Consider the following 18,782-nt stretch of genomic DNA (forward strand, 5'->3'; position numbering starts at 1 on the left):
AGTACGAGGGCGATCCTCCGCCTTGCGATTGCACGCACCAGACGCCGCGGGCCCCGCCCTCCGGGCGGACGGCGCTACTTTCGAAACACGCCCTAACGGTCCCAGAAGCCGTCGCCGACCAGGACCCGGCCGCCGGGGGCCAGGTGTTCGCGGACCGCCGCGAGCGTGGGGAGGAGGCCGCCGAAGGCATGGGTGGCCCCGACGCAGAGCACCAGGTCGAAGGCGTGGGAGGCGGGGAAGCCGGCGGCGTCCTGGTGGTGGAGGACCAGACGGTCCTGGACGCCGAGCCGGCGCGCGCCCCGCCGCGCGTGGTCGAGCGAGCGCCCGGAGACGTCGACGCCTTCGGCCCGCAGCCGTGGACGCGCGGTCAGGGCGCGCAGCAGCCACTCCCCGCCACCGCAGCCGAGGTCGAGGACACGCTCGTCGCCACGCGGCAGACCGTGCTCCAGCAGTCGGCGCACCGAGTCGTCGTCGAGCGGGGCCGCGATCGGATGATCCGCATGGGCAAGTCGGGAGAGCTGTTCACGGTCCACCGGCGGAGCCTGGCACGACCGGATGTCCGGACGCACCTGATTTCAGCGGGCCGTCATGTGGGCCAGCGTGCCGGTCGCCGCCGCGCCGGTGAACAGGAGGCACGCGTATACGGCGTGGCGGCGGAGGAGGGAGTGTCGTAGGGCCCGGTAGCGGGCCTCGTACTCGCCGCGCAGCCGCTGGGCGCGGTCGGCGGTGACCTGGAGGGCCTGCCGTGTCAGCCCGAGGCGCTGCTCGGTGTAGTGGAGGGTGAGGTCCTCCGCCTGCGCGGTGGTGAGCCAGGACAGTCGGGCGCACAGGGTTTCTGCCTCGTGCCGGGCCTGTTCCCGTTCGGCGTGCAGCAGGAGGTAGCCCTCGACCTCGTTGGCGACCGAGCCGCGCTGCCCGGCCGCCCGGGCGTCCGGGCGGTTCGGAGTGGTCACCGCTCGCCGCCCTCGGGCTCGATCGCGTCGCGTCGGCCGAGGTTCGCGGCGTGTTCGAGGCCGGCCACCTCGGGGTGGTGCAGGTCGAACGCCGGGGATTCACTGCGGATGCGCGGCAGGGTGAGGAAGTTGTGGCGGGGCGGCGGGCAGGAGGTGGCCCACTCCAGGGAGCGGCCGTAGCCCCAGGGGTCGTCGACGCCCACCGGTTTGCCGTACTTGGCCGTCTTCCAGACGTTGTAGAGGAACGGCAGGATCGACAGACCGAGCAGGAAGGAACTGATCGTCGAGATCGTGTTGAGGGCGGTGAAGCCGTCGACGGCGAGGTAGTCCGCGTACCGGCGGGGCATGCCCTCGGCGCCCAGCCAGTGCTGGACCAGGAAGGTGCCGTGGAAGCCGATGAACAGCGTCCAGAAGGTGATCTTGCCGAGGCGCTCGTCGAGCATCTTGCCCGTCATCTTCGGCCACCAGAAGTGGAACCCGGCGAACATCGCGAAGACGACCGTGCCGAACACGACGTAGTGGAAGTGCGCCACCACGAAGTACGAGTCGGAGACGTGGAAGTCCATCGGCGGCGAGGCCAGGATGACACCGGTCAGACCACCGAAGAGGAACGTCACGAGGAAGCCGGCGGCCCAGAGCATCGGCGTCTCGAACGTCAGCGAGCCCTTCCACATGGTGCCGATCCAGTTGAAGAACTTCACCCCGGTCGGCACCGCGATCAGGAAGGTCATGAAGGAGAAGAACGGCAGCAGGACCCCGCCGGTGACGTACATGTGGTGGGCCCAGACGGTCACGGACAGACCGGCGATCGCGATGGTCGCGGCGACCAGGCCCATGTAACCGAAGATCGGCTTGCGCGCGAACACGGGGAGGATCTCGGTCACGATGCCGAAGAACGGCAGCGCGATGATGTAGACCTCCGGGTGGCCGAAGAACCAGAACAGGTGCTGCCACAGCAGCGCCCCGCCGTTGGCCGGGTCGTACACGAGGGCGCCGAACTTGCGGTCCACCTCCAGCGCGAACAGCGCGGCGGCGAGGACCGGGAAGGCGAGCAGAACGAGGACGGCGGTCAGCAGCACGTTCCACACGAAGATCGGCATGCGGAACATGGTCATGCCGGGGGCGCGCATGCAGATGATCGTGGTGACGAAGTTGACGGCGCCCAGGATGGTGCCGAAGCCGGAGAAGGCCAGACCCATGATCCACATGTCGGCGCCGACGTTGGGGCTGCGGATCGCGTCCGACAGCGGGGTGTACGCGAACCAGCCGAAGTCGGCCGCGCCGTCGGGGGTGAAGAAGGCGCCCACCGCGATCGACGAGCCGAACAGATAGAGCCAGTAGGCGAACATGTTCAGCCGGGGGAAGGCGACGTCGGGCGCGCCGATCTGGAGCGGCATGATCCAGTTGGTGAAGCCGGCGAACAGCGGTGTCGCGAACATCAGCAGCATCACCGTGCCGTGCATGGTGAACGCCTGGTTGTACTGCTCGTTCGAGATGAGCTGCACGCCGGGACGGGCCAGTTCGGCGCGCATCACCAGGGCCATGACGCCGCCGATGAGGAAGAACGCGAACGACGTCGCCAGATACAGGGTGCCGATGGTCTTGTGGTCGGTGGTCGTCAGCCACTTCACCACGACGCTGCCGGGCGTCCTGCGCCTGACCTGCAGTTCGTTCTCGTACGAGTCCTCGGCCGCCACCGCGCCCCGAGGTTCATTGACAATGCTCACAAGTCGTCCGTCTTCCGATGCGCACGCCGTCGGTCACGGGCCATCCTGTCGGGACGCGGACGAACCGGCCGCGCCGAGCGGCCGACACACCGCCGAACGTGTGACGGTCGTACCCCCACGGAGCAATAGGCGTATCTGACGACGACTCGGTGCGGACGTCAGCGGGTCGGGTGGTGGCCCAGTCCCTCGACGACCTCGGTGACGTTGGCGTACCTGCCCTCGGGCGGCAGGGCGCGCACCTCGTCGATCACGGAGTCCGGGGCGTGGTGGGCCTCCAGGGTTCCCAGGACCCGCCGCCGGTCGGCCGGGAAGGCGGTGCGGTCCATGTGGCGGGCCAGTTCGAGGCGCAGGGAGTCCGCCTCCGTCGTGGCCCAGGCCCGGTCGCGCTCGGCGCCGGGCGGGGGCACGGGGCCGCCCGCGTGCACCCGGATGTCATCGTCCGCCGGGGGTTCCGGGTCGTTCCCCTCCTCGTGCGGGGACGGGGCGGCGCGCAGAAGCCCTTGCAGCTCGTGCTTCATCTCGTCGTCCTTGTGCCGGCTGATCGGGTTGCTGCCTCGCTCCATGTGCTTCACACCTCGTTCTCTCGTCGGGCCGCGGTCATGCCCGGGTGCCCTCGCGACGACGAACGACACGCGGTCGCACCAGGCGCGCGGAGAGCGTGCGGGCGCGCGACACGCCGCGGTGCGGGGCGCCACCTCCTTTGCGCACCGTGCGCGAGAAGTCGTAGCCGTGTCCCGGGCCGTCAGCGGGCGCCCGGGAGTGTCGCGGTCGGCGGGGGCGACCCCGCGGGGCGCCGGGTGCGCAGGAGGAAGGCGTGGCCGGCCTGGTCGGACATGAGCCGCGTCTCCCGTGCCGTCCCGACGTCCGTCACCTCCATCGGCAGGGCCCCGAGGTTCACCGCCTCGCGCTCCGCCGCGTCCATGTCGTCCGGCCCGACGAGGAGCACCAGGTGCACCTGCTGGGCACCCTCCGAGCGCGGCCAGCTCGGCGGGATGAACGTGGGATCGCGCCGGAACGCCAGGACCGAACCGTCCTGCCCGGCGACCTCGATCAAGTCCGGGTCGCCCGTCGGGCGGATGTCGCCGTGCAGCAACCCCGCGTAGAACTCGGCCAATTGCTCGGGTTCGGCGCAGTCCAGCACCGCAACCACCGTCTTGGGAACCGCCATCGCCCCTCCAGGTCCGCCGCCACAGGCCGATCGGATACCCCCGCCCGCCCCATGCATGCCCCCGGCCGCGCCGGGGCGCACCCGGCGCCGGCGTCAGGGGCGCAGCGGGATCACCTTGGCGTCGCCGGTCCCGGCAGGGTCCTCGGAGCACTCCGGTGCGTCGCCGTCGGCGGTCCCGACGGGGTCGCTCAGGGTGGTGAAGAGGGAGAGGGACCCGGTCAGCGTGAGCGTCCGGCACACGGCGGGGCCGACGGCGCCGATGGTGACGGTCTTGGACCTTCGGTGCGCCTCGCGCCTGATCGTCAGCAGGGTGTTGAGCCCGGAGCAGTCGCAGAACCCGACGGCCGCCAGGTCGAGGTCGATGCCCCGCACCGATGTCCTCAGGGCCGTGCTCAGGACGTGGTACAGCTCCCGTTCCACGTCGAGGTCGAGTTCGCCGCGGAGGGTGACGACCGTGCGCTCGCCGTCCACGCGGACGTCGGACGAGAGCGCCGCTGCCGGGGGGACGTCCGTGATCCTGGCGGGTGCGGGGAACGGGCCGGGAGACCCCGACCGGGCGATGTGCGACTGCTGTGGCATGGCTGCCTCTCCCCTGAAGATTCCGCCTGCTCCCTCCACGCTCCTCCCTACGGCGACGCACGTCAAGAGATACATGAAATGTTCTTCGTGTTTTTGTATACGTGAATCATCCGCCGTAGGATTCAGCCATGGACGGACTTCCAGAACACCGGACCACGTGGACCTTTCTGACCAACCACGCGCGTGTTCTGGCGGCCATCGCCGACAACCCCCACGTGCGCATCCGCGACCTCGCCGCCCACTGCCGGCTCACGGAGCGCGCCGTCCAGAAGATCATTTCCGATCTGGAGCAGGACGGCTATCTGTCGCACACGAGGACCGGCCGCAGCAACACGTACCGGATCCAGCCGGACAAGGTCCTGCGGCATCCGGCCGAGGCGGGCATGGGGCTCACGGTCGCCGCGCTCCTGTCCGTCCTCCTCGCCTACGACGACGCCCAGCGCACCGCCCGGCTCGACACCGACACGGACGCCGACGGCTCCTGAGCCCGTGCGACGGATGGCGCGGACGGATCAGTCCTCGCCGCGCACCACGTTGTTCTCCCGGTCCGGGTCCGCGGGGACCGGAGTCTTCGGGTCGTCGACGGCCGGGACCCACGTGCGCGGGCCCCTCTCGGCGCTGCGGTGGGCCCTGGCCCAGCCGGTGTCGAGCGGTTCCTCGCCCACGGTCTCTCTGACGTGCGACGTCACTGATGTCATCTTCCTTCTGCTTCTTCCTTCTGCTTCTTCCATCTTCTGCTTCCGTGCTTCCTTGCCGTGTGTGCCACGGCCGGATGCCCGGGTTTCCGCCGTTCGGGCGCCCAAACACTCACGGACGGTGACGGCCCCCTGAGCCTCAGCCCCGCAGGGCCTTGTGTCCGGAGGCATCCCGGGCGCGGGCCCATGCCTCGGGGAGCTGCCGCTCGCGTACGGCCGCCGCGGCCCGCTCCTCGCCGTACAGCAGTCCCCAGGTGAAGCCGGACTCGCCCGCCGCGTGCGCGGCGACGGCCAGCCGGCGCAGGACACCGCGGGCCACGACACCGTCGTGCTGGGCGCCGCTCACCTGCTGGACCTCCTTGGCCCGCTTGCCGAGGCGGCGGACGGGGCCGCCGAGGGCGGCGCGGGCGGCCTCCGCGGCGTAGCGGAGCCGTTTGGCGCCCTTGCGCGCGTGGTGGATCGCGGCGTCGCGCTCGGGCCCGGAGGGCATGCCGAGCGCCCGGTCCATCCGCGCGGCCAGCCTGCCGTACTCCTTCCGGACCGCCTTGACCAGCACCTTCTCCGGCCTGCCCGCCGCCTTGGGACGCAGCGGCGGGGTATCGGTCAGCGTGTTGAGCCGTTCCAGGAGGTCCAGGTAGCGGGGTGCCGCGAGGGCGGCGAGGGTGCGTCGGCGGCCTTCGGCGCCCTGGGCCGCGTCCCATGCCTGGAGGCGTGCGGCGACGGGCCCGAGGACCAGTTCGCCGGGCAGCTCCCGCACTCCGGAGGCCAGCCGCTCGACCAGTACCTCGTGGTCGCGTTCGTCGCCGAGTTCCCCGGCGAGCCACTTGAGGTCCCGGCGGAGCGGGTCGGTGGTCCCCCGGTCGAGGACGGACCGGTAGGAGCGCAGACAGCCGCGCAGCCGCCGGGTCGTGGTGCGCATCCGGTGCACGGCGTCGGGTGCGCCGCGCCGCACGGCCGGGTCCAGTTCGATCAGCGCGCCGACGAGGTGGTCCACGTAGGCGAGGACGTGGTCGCCCGCCGTGCCGGCCGCGGTGTTCTCGTCGGGCGTCCCCACCAGGGCGGCAGTGGTCGCCGCGGGTGCGGGGGTCGTCTCCGACAGGGCGCGGACCACCTTGGACGGGCTCTGCGCGCGGTCGACGCCGTTCTCGTGCAGCACCTTCTCGATGTCGTCGAGGAGGTCGGGGGTGCCGTCGTCGCCGAGTTCGACCTCCAGTTCCGTCCACATCGCGTGTCCGCCGTCGTCGAGCAGCGAGTCGGCGCGGACCGCGTCCATGCTCAGCTCGGCCAGGACGTCGCCCTCGGCGTCGAGGAGGTGCCGCAGGCTGCGGGTGGAGCGGATGCGCACGACCGGGCGCAGGGGGGCGCCGCGGGTGCGGGAGAGGGCGAGTTCCCGGAGTTCCCCGGGGACGTCCGCCGAGGTCGGTGGGGCCTGGATCTCCTCGCGGCTGTCGCCGGGCAGGGGCAGCTTCAGGTGCCAGCCGGCGTCCGTGCCGCCGGTCCTGCGCCGCAGGGAGGCGTGGGTGCGGGTCAGCCTCAGGTCGTCGGTGTCGTAGTAGACGGCGTCCAGTTCCTGGATGCCGCGGTCCGCGAGCGAGGTGGCCGGGCCCACGTGTGCCATGTCGGGCAGCCACGGGATGTCGTCGGCCGCGGGTGCCGCGTACTTGCGTTCTGTCTCTCGTTTCGACTGGGCCATACCTTCCCGGTTGACCGGAACGCGCGCCTCAAACCCGCGAGGGCGCGGTGCCCGGCCGTCGGGCCCGAAGAATCTTGGAAACGACCCCTTGTCCGGCTCGACGGGCCGGTTGTAGCTTCATTGCACCGCAACACTTCGGGTACCGCACAGTACGGGGACCTAATCAATGACGGAGAACCCCTTTTCGGAGGCCGGCGACACCCTCGGAGATGTGCTCCTCGCACTGGGTGGACGTCTCACTCGACTGCAGACGGAGATCCTCGCCGCGCTGCCCCAACCGCTCACGATCCGGCAGTACCGCATTCTCGCGAGGGTCAACGGCGGACACACCTCGCTCACGGCCCTGTCGAAACTCGCGCGCAGGAATCTCTCCACCATGTCGGAGAGCGTCGACAAACTCGTCACCCAGGGACTTCTGACCCGAGGCCCCTCGGAGACCAGCCGCCGCACCATGCGTCTGGCCCTCACCCCGGCCGGCGCCGTGGCGCTCGACGCGGCCGACCGCGCGCTGACGAAGTTCACTTCGGAACTCACCACAGCCATGCCGCAGGAACTCATCGACCAAGTCCTGCCGGCGCTTCAGCAGTTGTACGCGGACGTCCAGCGGAATCTGGACGACGGATAAGCGGGGGGCGTACGCCACAAGGAGGTGGCATCGTTCGTGACGAACGACAAACGCACGGCCCAGACGAATCCGACGACTTCCGACACGGGCACCGACCAGATCGGTGAAATCCCGGACGCGGGGAATTCCCACGACCCCGGTGATCTCCTGGCCGCACTCGACCATTCGGAGTTCACGCGCCGGCACGGCGTCATCTACGGCACGGCACTGGCCGGCCATTTCCTCAACGGTTTTGCCATCAACACCACCGGTGTCGTCCTGCCGGGGGTGATCGCCGCCTTCCACCTCACCGGAAATCAGGCCGCCCATCTCACGTCGGCGCTGTTCCTCGGCATGCTCGTCGGCGCCGCGGTGGTCGGCATCGTCTCCGACCGGCTCGGCCGCAAGTTCCCGCTGGCGCTGTGCCTGCTGGTCTTCGCCGGGTTCTCGATCCTGGCGGCGCTGTCCTGGAGTTACGAGTCACTGATGACGGCCCGGTTCTGCCAGGGCATCGGACTCGGCGCCGAGATCGCGGTGGTGCTGCCGTACATCACCGAGTTCGTACCGTCCCGGCACCGTGCTCCGCTGGTGACGGCGGCCACGGCCGCCTGGCTGGTCGGACTGCCCGCCGTGGCGCTCGTGGGCGCGGCGGTGGTGCCCGCGGTCGGCTGGCGGACGATGTTCTACATAGGCATCGCGCCGGTCCTGGTCAGCGCCGTGATGGTGATGGTGCTGCCGGAGTCCGTGCGCTACCTGGTGCGCAAGGGACGCCACGCCGAGGCGCGGGCGGTCGTCGCCTCCCTCAGCACGCACCACGGCACACCCGGGCGTACCGTCCCGGCCGCTCCCCCGTCGCCTCCGCCGCTCGCGCCCGCCTCGGGCGTGCCCCGGCAGGGAGGCGGTTCCGTCTGGGCCCTGCTCTCCGGCCGCTATCTGCGCTTCACGCTCTCCCTCTGGTTCATGGAGGTGTGCGCGGGCGCGTTCCTCTACGGCCTGTCCACGTATCTGCCGTCCGTGCTGAAGGAGAAGGGCATCGGCCTGCTCGGCAGTCTCACCTATACGGCGATCATCACGGCCAGCGGTGTGGCGGGCGCCCTGCTCGCCGGCCAGACGGCGAAGCGGGTGGGGCGCAGGTTCACCATCGGGGTCTCCTTCGTCCTCAGCGGCGCGTTCTGCCTGTGGTGGGGAGCGGCGGACAGTACGGCGCCCGTCGTCGTCCTGGGCTGCGTCGCCACGTTCTTCGGCAGCGGCTTCGCGGGCAGCACGCTGTTCGTCTACGCCAGTGAGCTGTACCCGACGGTCAACCGGGCGACCGGCCTGGGCTGGGCCGCCGCGTGGCAGAAGGTCGGCGGGCTCGTCATCCCCAGCGTCATCACCTGGGTCCTCGCACTGCGCTCGGGAAGCTACGTCTTCTTCGTCCTGTTCGCGGTGATCTCGCTGCTGGCCGGGGTCTCCGGACTGCTCGCCACGCTGGAGACCCGGGGCAGGACCATCGAGCAGATCGCCCAGCTGATGCAGACGCGCTCGCCGGAGGCGCCCCGCGGGCGCACGGCCACCGCCTCACCACCGGTCGCCCCCTGACGTCGTCGCCCGACCACGCCCACAGAAGAGGCAACAGAACAGGCAGGCGAAACATGACCACGGTCCCCACCGCAGGAACCACCCCCTCGGCCCCCGCGCCGCCCGACGACACGGCGGAACGGGCGCTGCGCCACCGCAAGGTGCGCGCGGCGATGGCCGAGGAAGGACTCGACGCCCTCCTCGCGTACGGCCCCGGCTGGCGCAGGGAGAACGTCCGCTACTTCACCGACGCCCGGCTGTCCGGCAGTTCGTCGTTCGTGCTGTTCCCCGCCGAGGGCGGGAGCGCCGCGTTCACCACCCGCCGCGCCGACCTGCCCGAACTCGCCCGGAGCGGCTGGGTGGAGCACTCCGCCGTGCTCGACGCCTTCGACCCGGCGCCGCTCGTCGGCCGGCTGCGCGAGCTGCGGCCCCGACGGGTCGGCGTCGCCCATCTCGAACTGCTCCCCGGCATGCTGGCCCACGCGCTGCGCACGGCCCTGCCCGGCACCGAGTTCGTCTCGGCGACCGCGCTGATGGACCGTGTGCGGCTGGTCAAGAGCGACTGGGAACTCGCCAGGATGCGGCGCAGCGCCCAGGTGTGCGCGGCGGGCTGGCAGGCGTTCGTCGACGTGCTGGAGCCGGGGCTGCCGGAGTACCGGATCGTCGCCGAGGTCGAGGCCCGCATCAAGGAGTTGGGCGCCGAGGACAACTTCATGCTGATCGCCTCCGGCAAGGACGAGGTGCGTGGCATGACGGCGCCCTCGCCCCGGGTGCTGGCGGCCGGTGACATGGTGCGCACCGAGCTGACACCGCAGATGGACGGTTACTGGCTGCAGATCTGCCGGTCCGCCGTGGTGGGTGAGCCGAACGCGGGACAGCGGCGGTCGTTCGAGCTGTTCGACGAGGCCGTGGCGGCGGGCGTGGCGGCCGTACGGCCGGGTGTCACCGCGCACGACGTGGCCAAGGCGCAGAACGACGTGTTCCGGGCGTGGGGTTACGGCGAGTACTGCACGTCCCAGTACACCCGGGTGCGCGGTCACGGGCACGGGCTGCACCTGGACGAGACCCCGATCATCGAGGGCAACGAGACCGTGCTGCCCGAGAACGCGGTCTTCATCATCCACCCCAACACCTATACGCCCCTGGCCGGTTACCACGTGCTGGGCGATCCGGTGCGGGTGACGGCGAACGGCTGCGAGGTGCTGATCCCCACCGAACGCAGGCTGTTCCACTCCACCAAGGGCCTGAAGGGAGCCGCGGCGTGAAACGCGGACTGGTCGTGCTGGACCCGGCCGAGGTGCCGGAGGACGAATGGCGGGCCCGTACCGAGGGGGTGCGGCGGCGCATGGCCGAGGAGGGCGTGGACGTCGCCCTGGTCTACGGGGACGTGTTCGCCTCCGACGACATCGCCTACCTCACCAATCTGTGCGTCTACTGGAACGAGGGCGTGCTCGCGGTGCCCGCCGAGGGGCCGCCCGTGTTCCTGACGAAGCTGTCGCCGCGGGTCCACCCGTGGATGCGGCGGACGTCGGTGGTGGAGCGCATCGAGAGCGGCCGGAGCTTCGGTGCGCTGGTCACCCGGGTCCTCGGTGAACTGCCGTCGGGCACGGTGGGGTTGGTGGACGCGGAGCGCTGGCCGGCCGCGGTCGCCGACGAGGTGCGCGAGGCACTGCCCGGCCTGCGGGTCAGGGAGCTGCCGGGTCTGGTCCGGGCGGGCCGCGCGGTGGTGTCCGCGCACGAACTCGCCCTGCTGCGGGAGGGCGGCGCGGTGGTCGCGCGGGCCGCCGACGCGGCGGGCACCGACGGACTCGGGGTGCGTGCCCGTACGGCGACGGTGGAGCGGGTGGTCCGGGGGGCGGGCTTCCTCGATGTGCAGGTGAACGTCCCCGCGGCGCCCGACGGTGTGGTGACGGTGCAGGTCACCGGGCAGTACCGCACCGGCTGGCTGCACGTCTCGCGGCTCGTGGGCGGGGCGCCGTGGACGGGCGCGCTGCGCGGGGCGCTGGAGGCCGCGGTGGCCGCGGTCCGGCCGGGGGTGCGCGTCACGGACCTGAACGAGGCCGCCGCGCCCGCGCTGAAGCGGCTGCCGGAGGGCACGGACGCGCGGGTGAGCCTGGTGAACCAGACGGATCTGGCGTCCGGGGGCGAACACCTCGGGCCTCGGGCGGCCGAGCCGCCGGCGGCCGGGGCGGTGGTCGCGCTCACCGTCGACGTCCTCTTCGGGACGGACGGTTACGCGGCGGTGGCGGAGACGGTGCTCGTCACCGCGGGGGGCTGCGAGGTGCTGACCGGCGCCTCCGTACGGAACGACGTGGAGGCGGCACGGTGAGGATCCTGTCCAACGACGACATCCAGCAGGTGCTGACGGCGCGGGAGTGCCTCGACACACTCGGCACCGCCTATCGGGAGCTGGTGCGCGGCCAGGGCGCCAACCGGCCCCGCAACCACACGTACTTCCCCGTGAAGGACGACCGCTGGCCCGGTTTCGGCTTCCGCTTCAAGTCGCAGGAGGGCGGCAACGTCTCCAGCGGGGTGTGGGCGCTGCGCATCACGTCCGACATGGCGGGGGTGGAGACCCTGCCGAGCGGGGTGCGGCGCCGGCGGCTGATCCCGGCGGCGCCCGGCGACCGGTACGTGGGGCTGGTCACCCTCTACAGCCTCACCACCCTGGAGCCGCTGGCGATCCTGCACGACAGCTTCGTGCAGAAGATGCGGGTGGGCGCGACCTCCGCGCTCGGCATCGAGGCGCTGTCCAACGAGGACGCCACGGTGGCGGGCATGTTCGGCTCCGGCTGGCAGGCGGAGGCGCACCTGGAGACGCTGCTGCTGGTCCGGCCGAAGATCGAGGAGGTACGGGTGTACAGCCCGACCCCCGAGCACCGGGAGGCGTTCGCCGAGACGTGGAGCGAGCGCACCGGCCGCCGGGTCGTGGCGGTGTCGGAGCGGCGGGACGCGGTCGCCGGCTGCCAGATCGTGACCTGTGCGACGGCCGCCATGGAGCCCTGCTTCGACGGGGCCTGGCTGGAGCCCGGCACGCACGTCACGTCGATCACCTCGCCCGACGGCACGGCGACCCGGCGGGAGTTGGACGACACGACGTTCGACCGGGCCGCGCGGATCGTGGTGCTCTCGCGCGAACAGGTCCATCACGACAAGCAGTTCGACATCCTCGGCCCGGTCGAGCGCGGGCGGCTGGCCTGGGACGACATCCGCGAGCTGGGTGAGCTGCTGCTCGGCGAGGCGCCCGGTCGCACCTCCCGGGACGACATCACGGTGTTCGCCAACAACACCGGCATGGGGGTGCAGTTCGCGGCGGTGTGCGCGCGGGCACTGCGGCTGGCCGAGGAACGGGGGCTGGGGCACGAGGTGCCCACGGACTGGTTCCTGGAGGAGACCAGCCCGTGAGCCGGGAGCGCCCCGACCGCACCCGGACGACAGCAGGAGAGGACATCCCCATGACCGGTCCCCAGGCACCAGGCGCACCCCATCGGGTCGGCGGTCCCGCCATCCCCTTCGGGGAGAGCGTGAACACCGACGTGATCATTCCCGGCCGTTACCTCGTCAGCATCGATCCCGCGGAGCTGGCCGAGCACGCCTTCGAACCGCTCGGCCCCGAGACGCAGCGCCGGCTGCGGCGGAGCAGGATCGTCGTGGCGGGACGCAACTTCGGCTGCGGCAGCGCCCGGGAGCAGGCCGCGACCTGTCTCATCGGCGCGGGCGTCCAGGCCGTCGTCGCCGCCTCGTTCTCGCGGGTCTTCTTCCGCAACGCCATCAACACCGGCCTCGTCGCGGTCGAGTCGCCCGAGGCCGTCGCGGCGTTCACGGCGGCGGGCGGCGAGGGCGACGTGTGGGTCGACTACGACGAGGGCACCGTCGAGGCCGCCGGGCGGACCTTCGGCTTCGCGCCGTATCCGCAGGGTCTGAAGGACATCCTGGCCGACGGCGGGCTGATCCCCCATCTCATGCGCGGCTCCGCGCAGGTGAAGGAGAGCACGGCACGATGAGCACCGCACCCCGGACCTTCGCGCAGAAGGCGATAGAGCGGGCCTCGGGCGAACGGGACCTGGCCCCCGGCCGGATCGTCGACGCCTACCCCGACCTGTACATGAGCCACACGGCGAGCTGGCGCTGCATCCGCACCCTGGAGCGCATGGGCACCGACCGGCTCTACCACCCCGACCGGGTCGCCATGGTCATGGACCACATCTCACCGGCCATGAACGCCAAGACGGCCGCCGACCACCGGCTGTGCCGGGAGTTCGCCGACCGCATGGGCATCAAGAACTTCTACGACGTCAACGCGGGCATCGCGCACATCGTGCTGATGGAGAACGGCCTCATCCGTCCGGGACAGTTCGTCATCGGCACGGACTCCCACTCCACCATCTACGGCGCGCTGGGCGCCTTCGGCACGGGGGTCGGCTTCAGCGAGATCACGGCGGCCTGGGTGACGGGCAAGCTGTGGGTGAAGGTGCCCGAGTCGGTCCGTGTCGAGATCGACGGCGAGCTCCCGGTGGGCAGTTACGCCAAGGACGTGATGCTGAAGCTGATCGGCGACCTCGGCGCGGACGGACTCACCTACTGCTCGGCCGAGTTCGGCGGGTCCTACGTGACGTCGCGTTCGGTCTCCGAGCGGATGACGCTGTGCAACCTCGCCATGGAGATGGGCGCGAAGAACGCGTACGTGGCGCCGGACGACATCACCCGCCGGTATCTCGAAGAGGAGGCGGGGGTCGGCGCGGACGGCTACGAGGTGCTGCTGCCCGACGAGGGCGCCGTCTACCGCGACACCGTCCGGCTGGACGGCTCCGCGCTGATCCCGCAGATCGCCGTGCCGCACACCGTGGACAACGTCGTCGGGGTGGACCAGGTCAGCGGGACCAGGCTGGACCAGGTGTTCATCGGGTCCTGCGCCAACGCCAAGTACGACGACCTGGTCATCGCGGCCGAGGTGCTGGCGGGGCACAAGGTCGCCCACGGGGTACGGCTGGTGGTGACGCCCGCGTCCGCCGCGGTGATGGCGAAGGCGTCGGCCAGCGGTGTGCTCACCACGCTGATCGAGGCCGGCGCGATGATCACCAACGCGGGCTGCGGGGCGTGCGCGGGCAGCGGCGGCGCGATGGCCGACGGCGAGGCCACGCTGTCCACGGCCAACCGCAACTTCCAGGGGCGGATGGGGAGTTACGAGTCGAGCATCTATCTCGGGAGCCCGGCGACGGCCGCCGCGTCCGCGATCCGGGGTGTCATCACCGACCCGCGGGAGGTGCTGGGATGAACCTCGTCGAGAAGATCCTCGCGAAGGCCGCGGGACGGTCGTCGGTGGAGCCGGGCGAGATCGTGATCGCGACGGTGGACCGGCTGCTGATGCACGACCTGAGCGGCTATCTGACCTCACGGGTCTACGACGAACAGGTGGACCTGCCCATTCCGCACCCGGAACGGACGCTGCTGGTCTTCGACCACCACTTCTCGCCGCCGACCGAGCGGCAGGCCGCGGTGCTCCAGCACAACCGCGCCTGGGCGCGGCGCCGCGGGGTCACACTGCTGGACTGCGGCAGCGGCAACCTGCACCACGCGGCGGTGCGCGGCGGCTTCGTCAAGCCCGGCATGATCGTCGTCGGCTCCGACAGCCACACCCCGGTGCACGGGGCGCTGGGCGCGCTCGCCGTGGCCCTCGGCAACGACTCGCACGCGGGGACGGTCCTGCCGTACGGCAAGGCGTGGTTCCGGGTGCCGGAGACGGTGCGGATCGAGTTGCACGGTGTCCCGCGGCCGGGCACCACACCGCGGGACGTCGCGCTCTGGCTGACGGCGCGGATCGGGGAGGGCGCGATGAACTACCGGGCCCTGGAGTTCGCCGGGCCGTATGTGAAGCAACTTGGCTTCTGGGACCGCTGGTTGTTCCCGCTGCTCTGTGTGGACCTGGGCGCGAAGTGCAGTTACGTCGAGCCGGACGAGGTCACCGAGGCGTTCGTACGGACGCTGCCGGGCGGGTTGCCCGAGGACTTCCCCCGCAGCGACGGCGCCGGCGCGGAGGCGCACGGCACCCTCGGCTTCGACGTGAGCGAGGTGGTGCCACAGGTGGCCTGTCCGCCGACGGTCGGCAACATCCGCGACGTCGGTGAGGTGGCCGGACGCCCGGTGCAGTACGCGGAGTTGGGCGGGCACGGGGGCGGGCGGATCGAGGACATCAGGATCGCCGCCCGGATCCTGCGCGGGCGCGGTGTGCATCCAAAGACGCGGTTCAACATCGTGCCGTCGAGCCGTGAGGTGTTCGCCGAGGCCGTGCGGGAGGGTCTTGTGCTGGAGCTGCACGAGGCGGGGGCGACGTGGTTCCCGCCGAGCACCGGCTCCAACCAGGCCATCAACATGGGCGCGATGGCGCCGGGCGAGGCGATGGTCTCCACGCACGCCCGCAACTTCCCCGGCCGCAACGGCAGCAGTGAGGCCGAGATGTATCTGGCGTCGGCGGCCACCGTGGCGGCGTCGGCCGTGGCGGGCACGCTCGCGGAAGGGAGCCTCGTGTGAACTTCGAGGGCCGCTGCTGGACGTTCGGCGACAACATTCCGACGGACCGGCTGGTCAAGCCGCAGTATGTGTTCGAGCCGCTGGAGGTGATGGCGCGGCACGTCCTGGAGGACCTGGATCCCGAGTTCCCCGTGCGGGTGCGGCCCGGTGACATCGTGGTCGCCGGGAAGCACTTCGGGCAGTCGTCGGGGCGCGCGATCGCCACGAAGGCGCTGCGGGCCACGGGGATCGGGTGTGTGGTGGCGGAGTCCTTCGCGCGCACGTTCCACCGCAACTGCTTCGAGGTCGGTCTGCCCGCCCTCGAGGTGTCGGGGATCACGGAACTGGCGGCGCGGGGCGACGAGTTGCGGGTGGACCTCATGGCGGGCGAGGTCACCCACGTCCCCACGGGCCGCCGTCTTTCGGGCCGTCCCGTGGACCCATTCCTGGTCCGCATGCTCGACGCGGGCGGGCTGATCCCGCTGGCCTCGGCCCACCCGGAACTCTTCGCCTGACGCGGACGGCACGGAGTCCGGACCGTTGCGCGGGCCGGCGTGCCGCCCACCGCGGCGGCGCACCGGCCCGCGCGGGTGTCACTCGCCGGGCGGGAAGTCCGCGCCGCGGGACATCGCCTCGTGGGCGCGCAGTTCGCCGAGCGCGTCCTCCAGTGTTCCCACCACCGCGTCGTAGCCCGCGCTCCCGAGGAGGAGCCGGTGCGGCGGGTTGTCGCTGTCGAGGGCGTCGATGACGGCACGCACCCCGCGCTCGGGGTCCCCGGCCTGGCGGCCGTCCTGCCCGGCCATGGCGGCGCGCACCGACTCGACCATGGGCAGATAGGCGTCGACGGTCTCCTGTGAGCGTTCCTCGGCGAAGCCGGCGTAGGCGCGGGTGCGGAACGCCCCCGGTTCCACGGCGAGGACCTTGACACCGAACGGGGCCACCTCCTCGCGCAGCACCTCGGTCAGGCCCTCGACGGCGAACTTGACGGCGCTGTAGTAGCCGAAGGCCGTGACACCGCGCAGTCCCGCGACCGAGGACATGTTGACGATCCAGCCGCTGCCGCGCGCCCGCATGCCGGGCAGCACGGCGCGCAGCACGTCGGCCACGGCGAAGAAGTTCAGGTCGAAGGTGCGCCTGATGTCGGCGTCGGGCATGCCCTCGACCGAGCCGTACCAGCCCCGGCCGGCGTTGTTCACCAGCACGTCGATGCCGCCGAAGTGCTTCTCGGCCGCCTGGACGGCTTCGCCGATCTGCTGCTTGTCGGTGACGTCGAGCGGCAGCACGAGCACTCGGTCGCCGTGTTCCCGTGCCCATGTGTCCAGCAGTTCGGGGCGGCGGGCGGTGAGCACCACACGGTCACCGCGTTCCAGTGCCCCGTCGGCGAAGGCCATGCCGAAGCCGCCGGGTGTGCCGCCGGTGATGAACCAGGTCCTCATCGTCTTCCTCCTGAACAGTGGTCCGGTCGAGTAACTTCTATATGAGAAGCTACTGACTTCTACTTTAGCAGTAACTGGCCGGACCGCTCCGCGGGACAGCACCGGGCACGGAGATACGGCCAGGCCAGGGGCGGGAGGGGTGACGTCAGGCGGCGCGGTCCGGGAGGTCGTCCGCTTCCTTCGCCGACCGCGCCCTGCCCAGCTCCTCGTAGCGGGAGCGCATCGCGGGGCTCGCGGCCGGGCCCGCGGCGTAGACGAAGGCGTCGCTGTCGTCCAGGCGGCGGCCGGTGCCGGCGTCGACGACCACCGGCTCCACCTCCGCACCGGTCACGGAATCCACGAGGATCATGCTGCGGTCCTCGGGCGCCAGCCGGGAGTTGCCCCACGCGGCGAGCGCGACGACGACGGGGCGCAGGGAGCGGCCGAGGTCGGTGAGGACGTAGGAGTAGCGGGTCGGCTGGGTCTGGTACGGCCTGCGCTCCAGCAGTCCCTCGGCGACCAGGGTCTTCAGCCGGGTGGTGAGCATGCTGGAGGAGATCCCCAGATTCTCCTGGAACTGGTCGAACCGGGTGTAACCGTCGAAGGCGTCGTGCAGGATGAGCAGGGTCCACCACTCGCCGACGACACCCACCGTCGTCGACAGCGGGCACTCCCGGTCCTCGAGCCTGATCCTGGCCGCCACGGCTGTTCCTTCCGGAGACGGTGACTTCTAAAGTAGAAGCCAACCCCCTCAACCGTATCACGGCCGGGTGATGTCACTCGCGCCCGCAGTCGGCGTCACAGTCGGGCTCACAGTCGGGGCCGCAGGACGAGTGCGCGGGATCGTGCGGCGCGTCCGGGCCGAACAGGGGCTGGATGGCGTCGAGCAGCGCACGGGTCTGCTCGGGTGTCAGCCGGTCGAAGAGCAGTTCGCGGACGCGGGTCACGTGTCCGGGCGCGGCCTCGACGACCTTGCGCCAGCCGGCGTCGGTCAGCGTGGCGACGGTCGAGCGCCGCTGGCCGGGCGCGTAGTCGCGGGTGATCCAGCCGTTGGCCTCCAGTTTGGCCGCGGCGTGGGACAGCCGGGACAGCGAGCCGTTCGTGACGGCCGCGAGGTCGGCCATCAGACGGGACCGCGTGGGGGCCTCGGACAGCACGGCGAGCACGTAGTACTCGTACCGGGTCAGACCCGCGTCCTTGCGCAACTGGGCCTCCACCGCGGGCGGCAGGCACTCGCTGAGCGCCTGCAGACGCATCCACAGGGCCCGCTCCTCGTCGTCCAGCCAGCGTGTCGCCATGCGCGCATCATGCCCGAGCCCACTCCGCCCGGCCAAACACTTGCCTGTTCAACTGTTGAGGTGGAGAGTGTGACGTGTGCGGTGAGTGCACCGACGGACACGGAGAGAGGGCTGTGATGGCTGACGACGTCGCCGACATGAACGCGCGGATCATCGAGACGTTCCGCGCCAACGCGGGTGTCGTGGGAGGGCCGTTCGAGGGCAAGCGGCTCCTGCTGCTGCACCACGTGGGGCGCAGGAGCGGCGTCGAGTACGTCAATCCGCTGGTCGCCGCGGTCGACGGCGACGCGTATCTGGTGTGCGGGTCCGCGGGCGGCGCCCCGGCCGACCCGGCCTGGGTCGCCAACGTCGAGCAGGGCCCGGGGGTCACGACGGTGGAGATCGGGGACCGGGAACTCCGGGTCACCACCACCGTCGTACGGTCGGACTCGCCGGAGTGGGAGCGCCTGTACGGCATCTGGTCGCAGTACTGGCCCGACTCCAAGGAGTACGAGAAGCGCGGCCCCCGCAAGTTCCCCGTCATCCGGCTCGACCCCCGGCCCTGAGCCCCGCCGCCCCGGTCGTACGGAGCGGAGCGCACGGG

21 protein-coding genes and 1 pseudogene are annotated in these 18,782 nt (G+C 71.3%); 11 read left to right on the forward strand and 11 right to left on the reverse strand.

The genetic code is table 11. The features are described 5' to 3' along the window. Window positions 1-98: 98 nt before the first annotated feature. The 6 genes and pseudogenes from AB0F77_RS03310 to AB0F77_RS03335 all read right to left on the reverse strand — a co-directional run. Window positions 99-533: pseudogene (locus AB0F77_RS03310) on the reverse strand (class I SAM-dependent methyltransferase); the annotation flags it as partial. Window positions 534-575: 42 nt separating this feature from the next. Further along, window positions 576-953, reverse strand: coding sequence for a hypothetical protein (locus tag AB0F77_RS03315; RefSeq protein ID WP_361940611.1), 378 nt, complete (start codon window positions 951-953; stop codon window positions 576-578). Then, entirely contained in the window at window positions 950-2,680 is a 1,731-nt protein-coding gene (gene ctaD / locus AB0F77_RS03320) for a cytochrome c oxidase subunit I (protein WP_361940614.1), read from the reverse strand. Before ctaD ends, AB0F77_RS03315 begins: the two co-directional genes overlap by 4 nt. 158 nt (window positions 2,681-2,838) lie before the next feature. Further along, the gene (locus AB0F77_RS03325) at window positions 2,839-3,243 is read right to left on the reverse strand and encodes a DUF2795 domain-containing protein (RefSeq protein ID WP_361940617.1); all 405 of its coding nucleotides are present in this window, start codon (window positions 3,241-3,243) and stop codon (window positions 2,839-2,841) included. Between the two features lie 179 nt (window positions 3,244-3,422). Continuing rightward, window positions 3,423-3,848 (reverse strand): VOC family protein, encoded by a 426-nt coding sequence (locus AB0F77_RS03330; protein WP_361940620.1) that lies wholly within the window; start codon window positions 3,846-3,848, stop codon window positions 3,423-3,425. A 93-nt stretch (window positions 3,849-3,941) separates the two neighbouring features. Next, complete coding sequence (locus AB0F77_RS03335; RefSeq protein ID WP_361940623.1) at window positions 3,942-4,427, reverse strand: STAS domain-containing protein; 486 nt, start codon at window positions 4,425-4,427, stop codon at window positions 3,942-3,944. Between the two features lie 128 nt (window positions 4,428-4,555). Here AB0F77_RS03335 and AB0F77_RS03340 point away from each other — a divergent pair, with 128 nt between their 5' ends. Continuing rightward, complete coding sequence (locus tag AB0F77_RS03340; RefSeq protein ID WP_361940626.1) at window positions 4,556-4,912, forward strand: helix-turn-helix domain-containing protein; 357 nt, start codon at window positions 4,556-4,558, stop codon at window positions 4,910-4,912. A gap of 27 nt (window positions 4,913-4,939) precedes the next feature. Here AB0F77_RS03340 and AB0F77_RS03345 read toward each other — a convergent pair whose 3' ends face one another. Beyond that, a complete protein-coding gene (locus AB0F77_RS03345) occupies window positions 4,940-5,125 on the reverse strand; it encodes a hypothetical protein (protein WP_361940629.1) in 186 nt (61 codons plus the stop codon). Window positions 5,126-5,261: 136 nt separating this feature from the next. Next, window positions 5,262-6,815, reverse strand: coding sequence for a CYTH and CHAD domain-containing protein (locus AB0F77_RS03350; RefSeq protein ID WP_361940632.1), 1,554 nt, complete (start codon window positions 6,813-6,815; stop codon window positions 5,262-5,264). A gap of 211 nt (window positions 6,816-7,026) precedes the next feature. Here AB0F77_RS03350 and AB0F77_RS03355 point away from each other — a divergent pair, with 211 nt between their 5' ends. The 9 genes from AB0F77_RS03355 to AB0F77_RS03395 are packed head-to-tail and all read left to right on the forward strand — an operon-like array spanning window position 7,027 to window position 16,001. Continuing rightward, window positions 7,027-7,440 (forward strand): winged helix DNA-binding protein, encoded by a 414-nt coding sequence (locus tag AB0F77_RS03355; protein WP_361940635.1) that lies wholly within the window; start codon window positions 7,027-7,029, stop codon window positions 7,438-7,440. Between the two features lie 36 nt (window positions 7,441-7,476). Beyond that, the gene (locus AB0F77_RS03360; RefSeq protein WP_361940638.1) at window positions 7,477-9,000 is read left to right on the forward strand and encodes an MFS transporter; all 1,524 of its coding nucleotides are present in this window, start codon (window positions 7,477-7,479) and stop codon (window positions 8,998-9,000) included. Between the two features lie 53 nt (window positions 9,001-9,053). Continuing rightward, the gene (locus AB0F77_RS03365) at window positions 9,054-10,244 is read left to right on the forward strand and encodes a Xaa-Pro peptidase family protein (protein ID WP_361940641.1); all 1,191 of its coding nucleotides are present in this window, start codon (window positions 9,054-9,056) and stop codon (window positions 10,242-10,244) included. Continuing rightward, a complete protein-coding gene (locus tag AB0F77_RS03370; protein WP_361940644.1) occupies window positions 10,241-11,308 on the forward strand; it encodes an aminopeptidase P family N-terminal domain-containing protein in 1,068 nt (355 codons plus the stop codon). The genes AB0F77_RS03365 and AB0F77_RS03370 overlap by 4 nt, the downstream gene beginning before the upstream one ends. Then, complete coding sequence (locus AB0F77_RS03375) at window positions 11,305-12,384, forward strand: ornithine cyclodeaminase family protein (protein WP_361940646.1); 1,080 nt, start codon at window positions 11,305-11,307, stop codon at window positions 12,382-12,384. Before AB0F77_RS03370 ends, AB0F77_RS03375 begins: the two co-directional genes overlap by 4 nt. Beyond that, window positions 12,381-12,983, forward strand: a complete 603-nt coding sequence (gene leuD, locus AB0F77_RS03380) for a 3-isopropylmalate dehydratase small subunit (RefSeq protein WP_361940649.1) — start codon at window positions 12,381-12,383, stop codon at window positions 12,981-12,983. Before AB0F77_RS03375 ends, leuD begins: the two co-directional genes overlap by 4 nt. Beyond that, window positions 12,980-14,254 carry an aconitase/3-isopropylmalate dehydratase large subunit family protein gene (locus AB0F77_RS03385; protein ID WP_361940652.1) on the forward strand — a complete coding sequence of 425 codons (1,275 nt, stop codon included), beginning with the start codon at window positions 12,980-12,982 and terminating at the stop codon, window positions 14,252-14,254. The genes leuD and AB0F77_RS03385 overlap by 4 nt, the downstream gene beginning before the upstream one ends. Then, window positions 14,251-15,507, forward strand: coding sequence for an aconitase family protein (locus tag AB0F77_RS03390; protein ID WP_361940655.1), 1,257 nt, complete (start codon window positions 14,251-14,253; stop codon window positions 15,505-15,507). The genes AB0F77_RS03385 and AB0F77_RS03390 overlap by 4 nt, the downstream gene beginning before the upstream one ends. Further along, entirely contained in the window at window positions 15,504-16,001 is a 498-nt protein-coding gene (locus AB0F77_RS03395; protein ID WP_361940658.1) for a 3-isopropylmalate dehydratase, read from the forward strand. Before AB0F77_RS03390 ends, AB0F77_RS03395 begins: the two co-directional genes overlap by 4 nt. Before the next feature lie 78 nt (window positions 16,002-16,079). Here the strand turns inward: AB0F77_RS03395 and AB0F77_RS03400 are convergent, their stop codons facing one another. The 3 genes from AB0F77_RS03400 to AB0F77_RS03410 form a co-directional block, all read right to left on the reverse strand. Further along, on the reverse strand, window positions 16,080-16,922 hold the full coding sequence (locus tag AB0F77_RS03400; protein ID WP_361940661.1) for an oxidoreductase: 843 nt from the start codon (window positions 16,920-16,922) through the stop codon (window positions 16,080-16,082). A 145-nt stretch (window positions 16,923-17,067) separates the two neighbouring features. Then, window positions 17,068-17,604 (reverse strand): helix-turn-helix domain-containing protein, encoded by a 537-nt coding sequence (locus AB0F77_RS03405; RefSeq protein ID WP_361940664.1) that lies wholly within the window; start codon window positions 17,602-17,604, stop codon window positions 17,068-17,070. Window positions 17,605-17,677: 73 nt separating this feature from the next. Next, entirely contained in the window at window positions 17,678-18,199 is a 522-nt protein-coding gene (locus AB0F77_RS03410) for a MarR family transcriptional regulator (RefSeq protein ID WP_361940667.1), read from the reverse strand. A 116-nt stretch (window positions 18,200-18,315) separates the two neighbouring features. Here AB0F77_RS03410 and AB0F77_RS03415 point away from each other — a divergent pair, with 116 nt between their 5' ends. Then, a complete protein-coding gene (locus tag AB0F77_RS03415) occupies window positions 18,316-18,744 on the forward strand; it encodes a nitroreductase/quinone reductase family protein (protein WP_361940670.1) in 429 nt (142 codons plus the stop codon). Window positions 18,745-18,782: the final 38 nt, after the last annotated feature.

This window comes from Streptomyces sp. NPDC026672 (assembly GCF_040638185.1).
Classification (GTDB): Bacteria; Actinomycetota; Actinomycetes; order Streptomycetales; family Streptomycetaceae; genus Streptomyces.

Coding starts and splice junctions, on each gene's coding strand:
- AB0F77_RS03330 (WP_361940620.1), bottom strand. CDS start 3,848: ATGGCGGTTCCCAAGACGGTGGTTGCGGTGCTGGACTGCGCCGAACCC.
- AB0F77_RS03350 (WP_361940632.1), bottom strand. CDS start 6,815: ATGGCCCAGTCGAAACGAGAGACAGAACGCAAGTACGCGGCACCCGCG.
- AB0F77_RS03325 (WP_361940617.1), bottom strand. CDS start 3,243: ATGGAGCGAGGCAGCAACCCGATCAGCCGGCACAAGGACGACGAGATG.
- AB0F77_RS03390 (WP_361940655.1), top strand. CDS start 14,251: ATGAACCTCGTCGAGAAGATCCTCGCGAAGGCCGCGGGACGGTCGTCG.
- AB0F77_RS03385 (WP_361940652.1), top strand. CDS start 12,980: ATGAGCACCGCACCCCGGACCTTCGCGCAGAAGGCGATAGAGCGGGCC.
- AB0F77_RS03415 (WP_361940670.1), top strand. CDS start 18,316: ATGGCTGACGACGTCGCCGACATGAACGCGCGGATCATCGAGACGTTC.
- AB0F77_RS03340 (WP_361940626.1), top strand. CDS start 4,556: ATGGACGGACTTCCAGAACACCGGACCACGTGGACCTTTCTGACCAAC.
- AB0F77_RS03365 (WP_361940641.1), top strand. CDS start 9,054: ATGACCACGGTCCCCACCGCAGGAACCACCCCCTCGGCCCCCGCGCCG.
- AB0F77_RS03335 (WP_361940623.1), bottom strand. CDS start 4,427: ATGCCACAGCAGTCGCACATCGCCCGGTCGGGGTCTCCCGGCCCGTTC.
- AB0F77_RS03410 (WP_361940667.1), bottom strand. CDS start 18,199: ATGGCGACACGCTGGCTGGACGACGAGGAGCGGGCCCTGTGGATGCGT.
- AB0F77_RS03400 (WP_361940661.1), bottom strand. CDS start 16,922: ATGAGGACCTGGTTCATCACCGGCGGCACACCCGGCGGCTTCGGCATG.
- AB0F77_RS03345 (WP_361940629.1), bottom strand. CDS start 5,125: ATGACATCAGTGACGTCGCACGTCAGAGAGACCGTGGGCGAGGAACCG.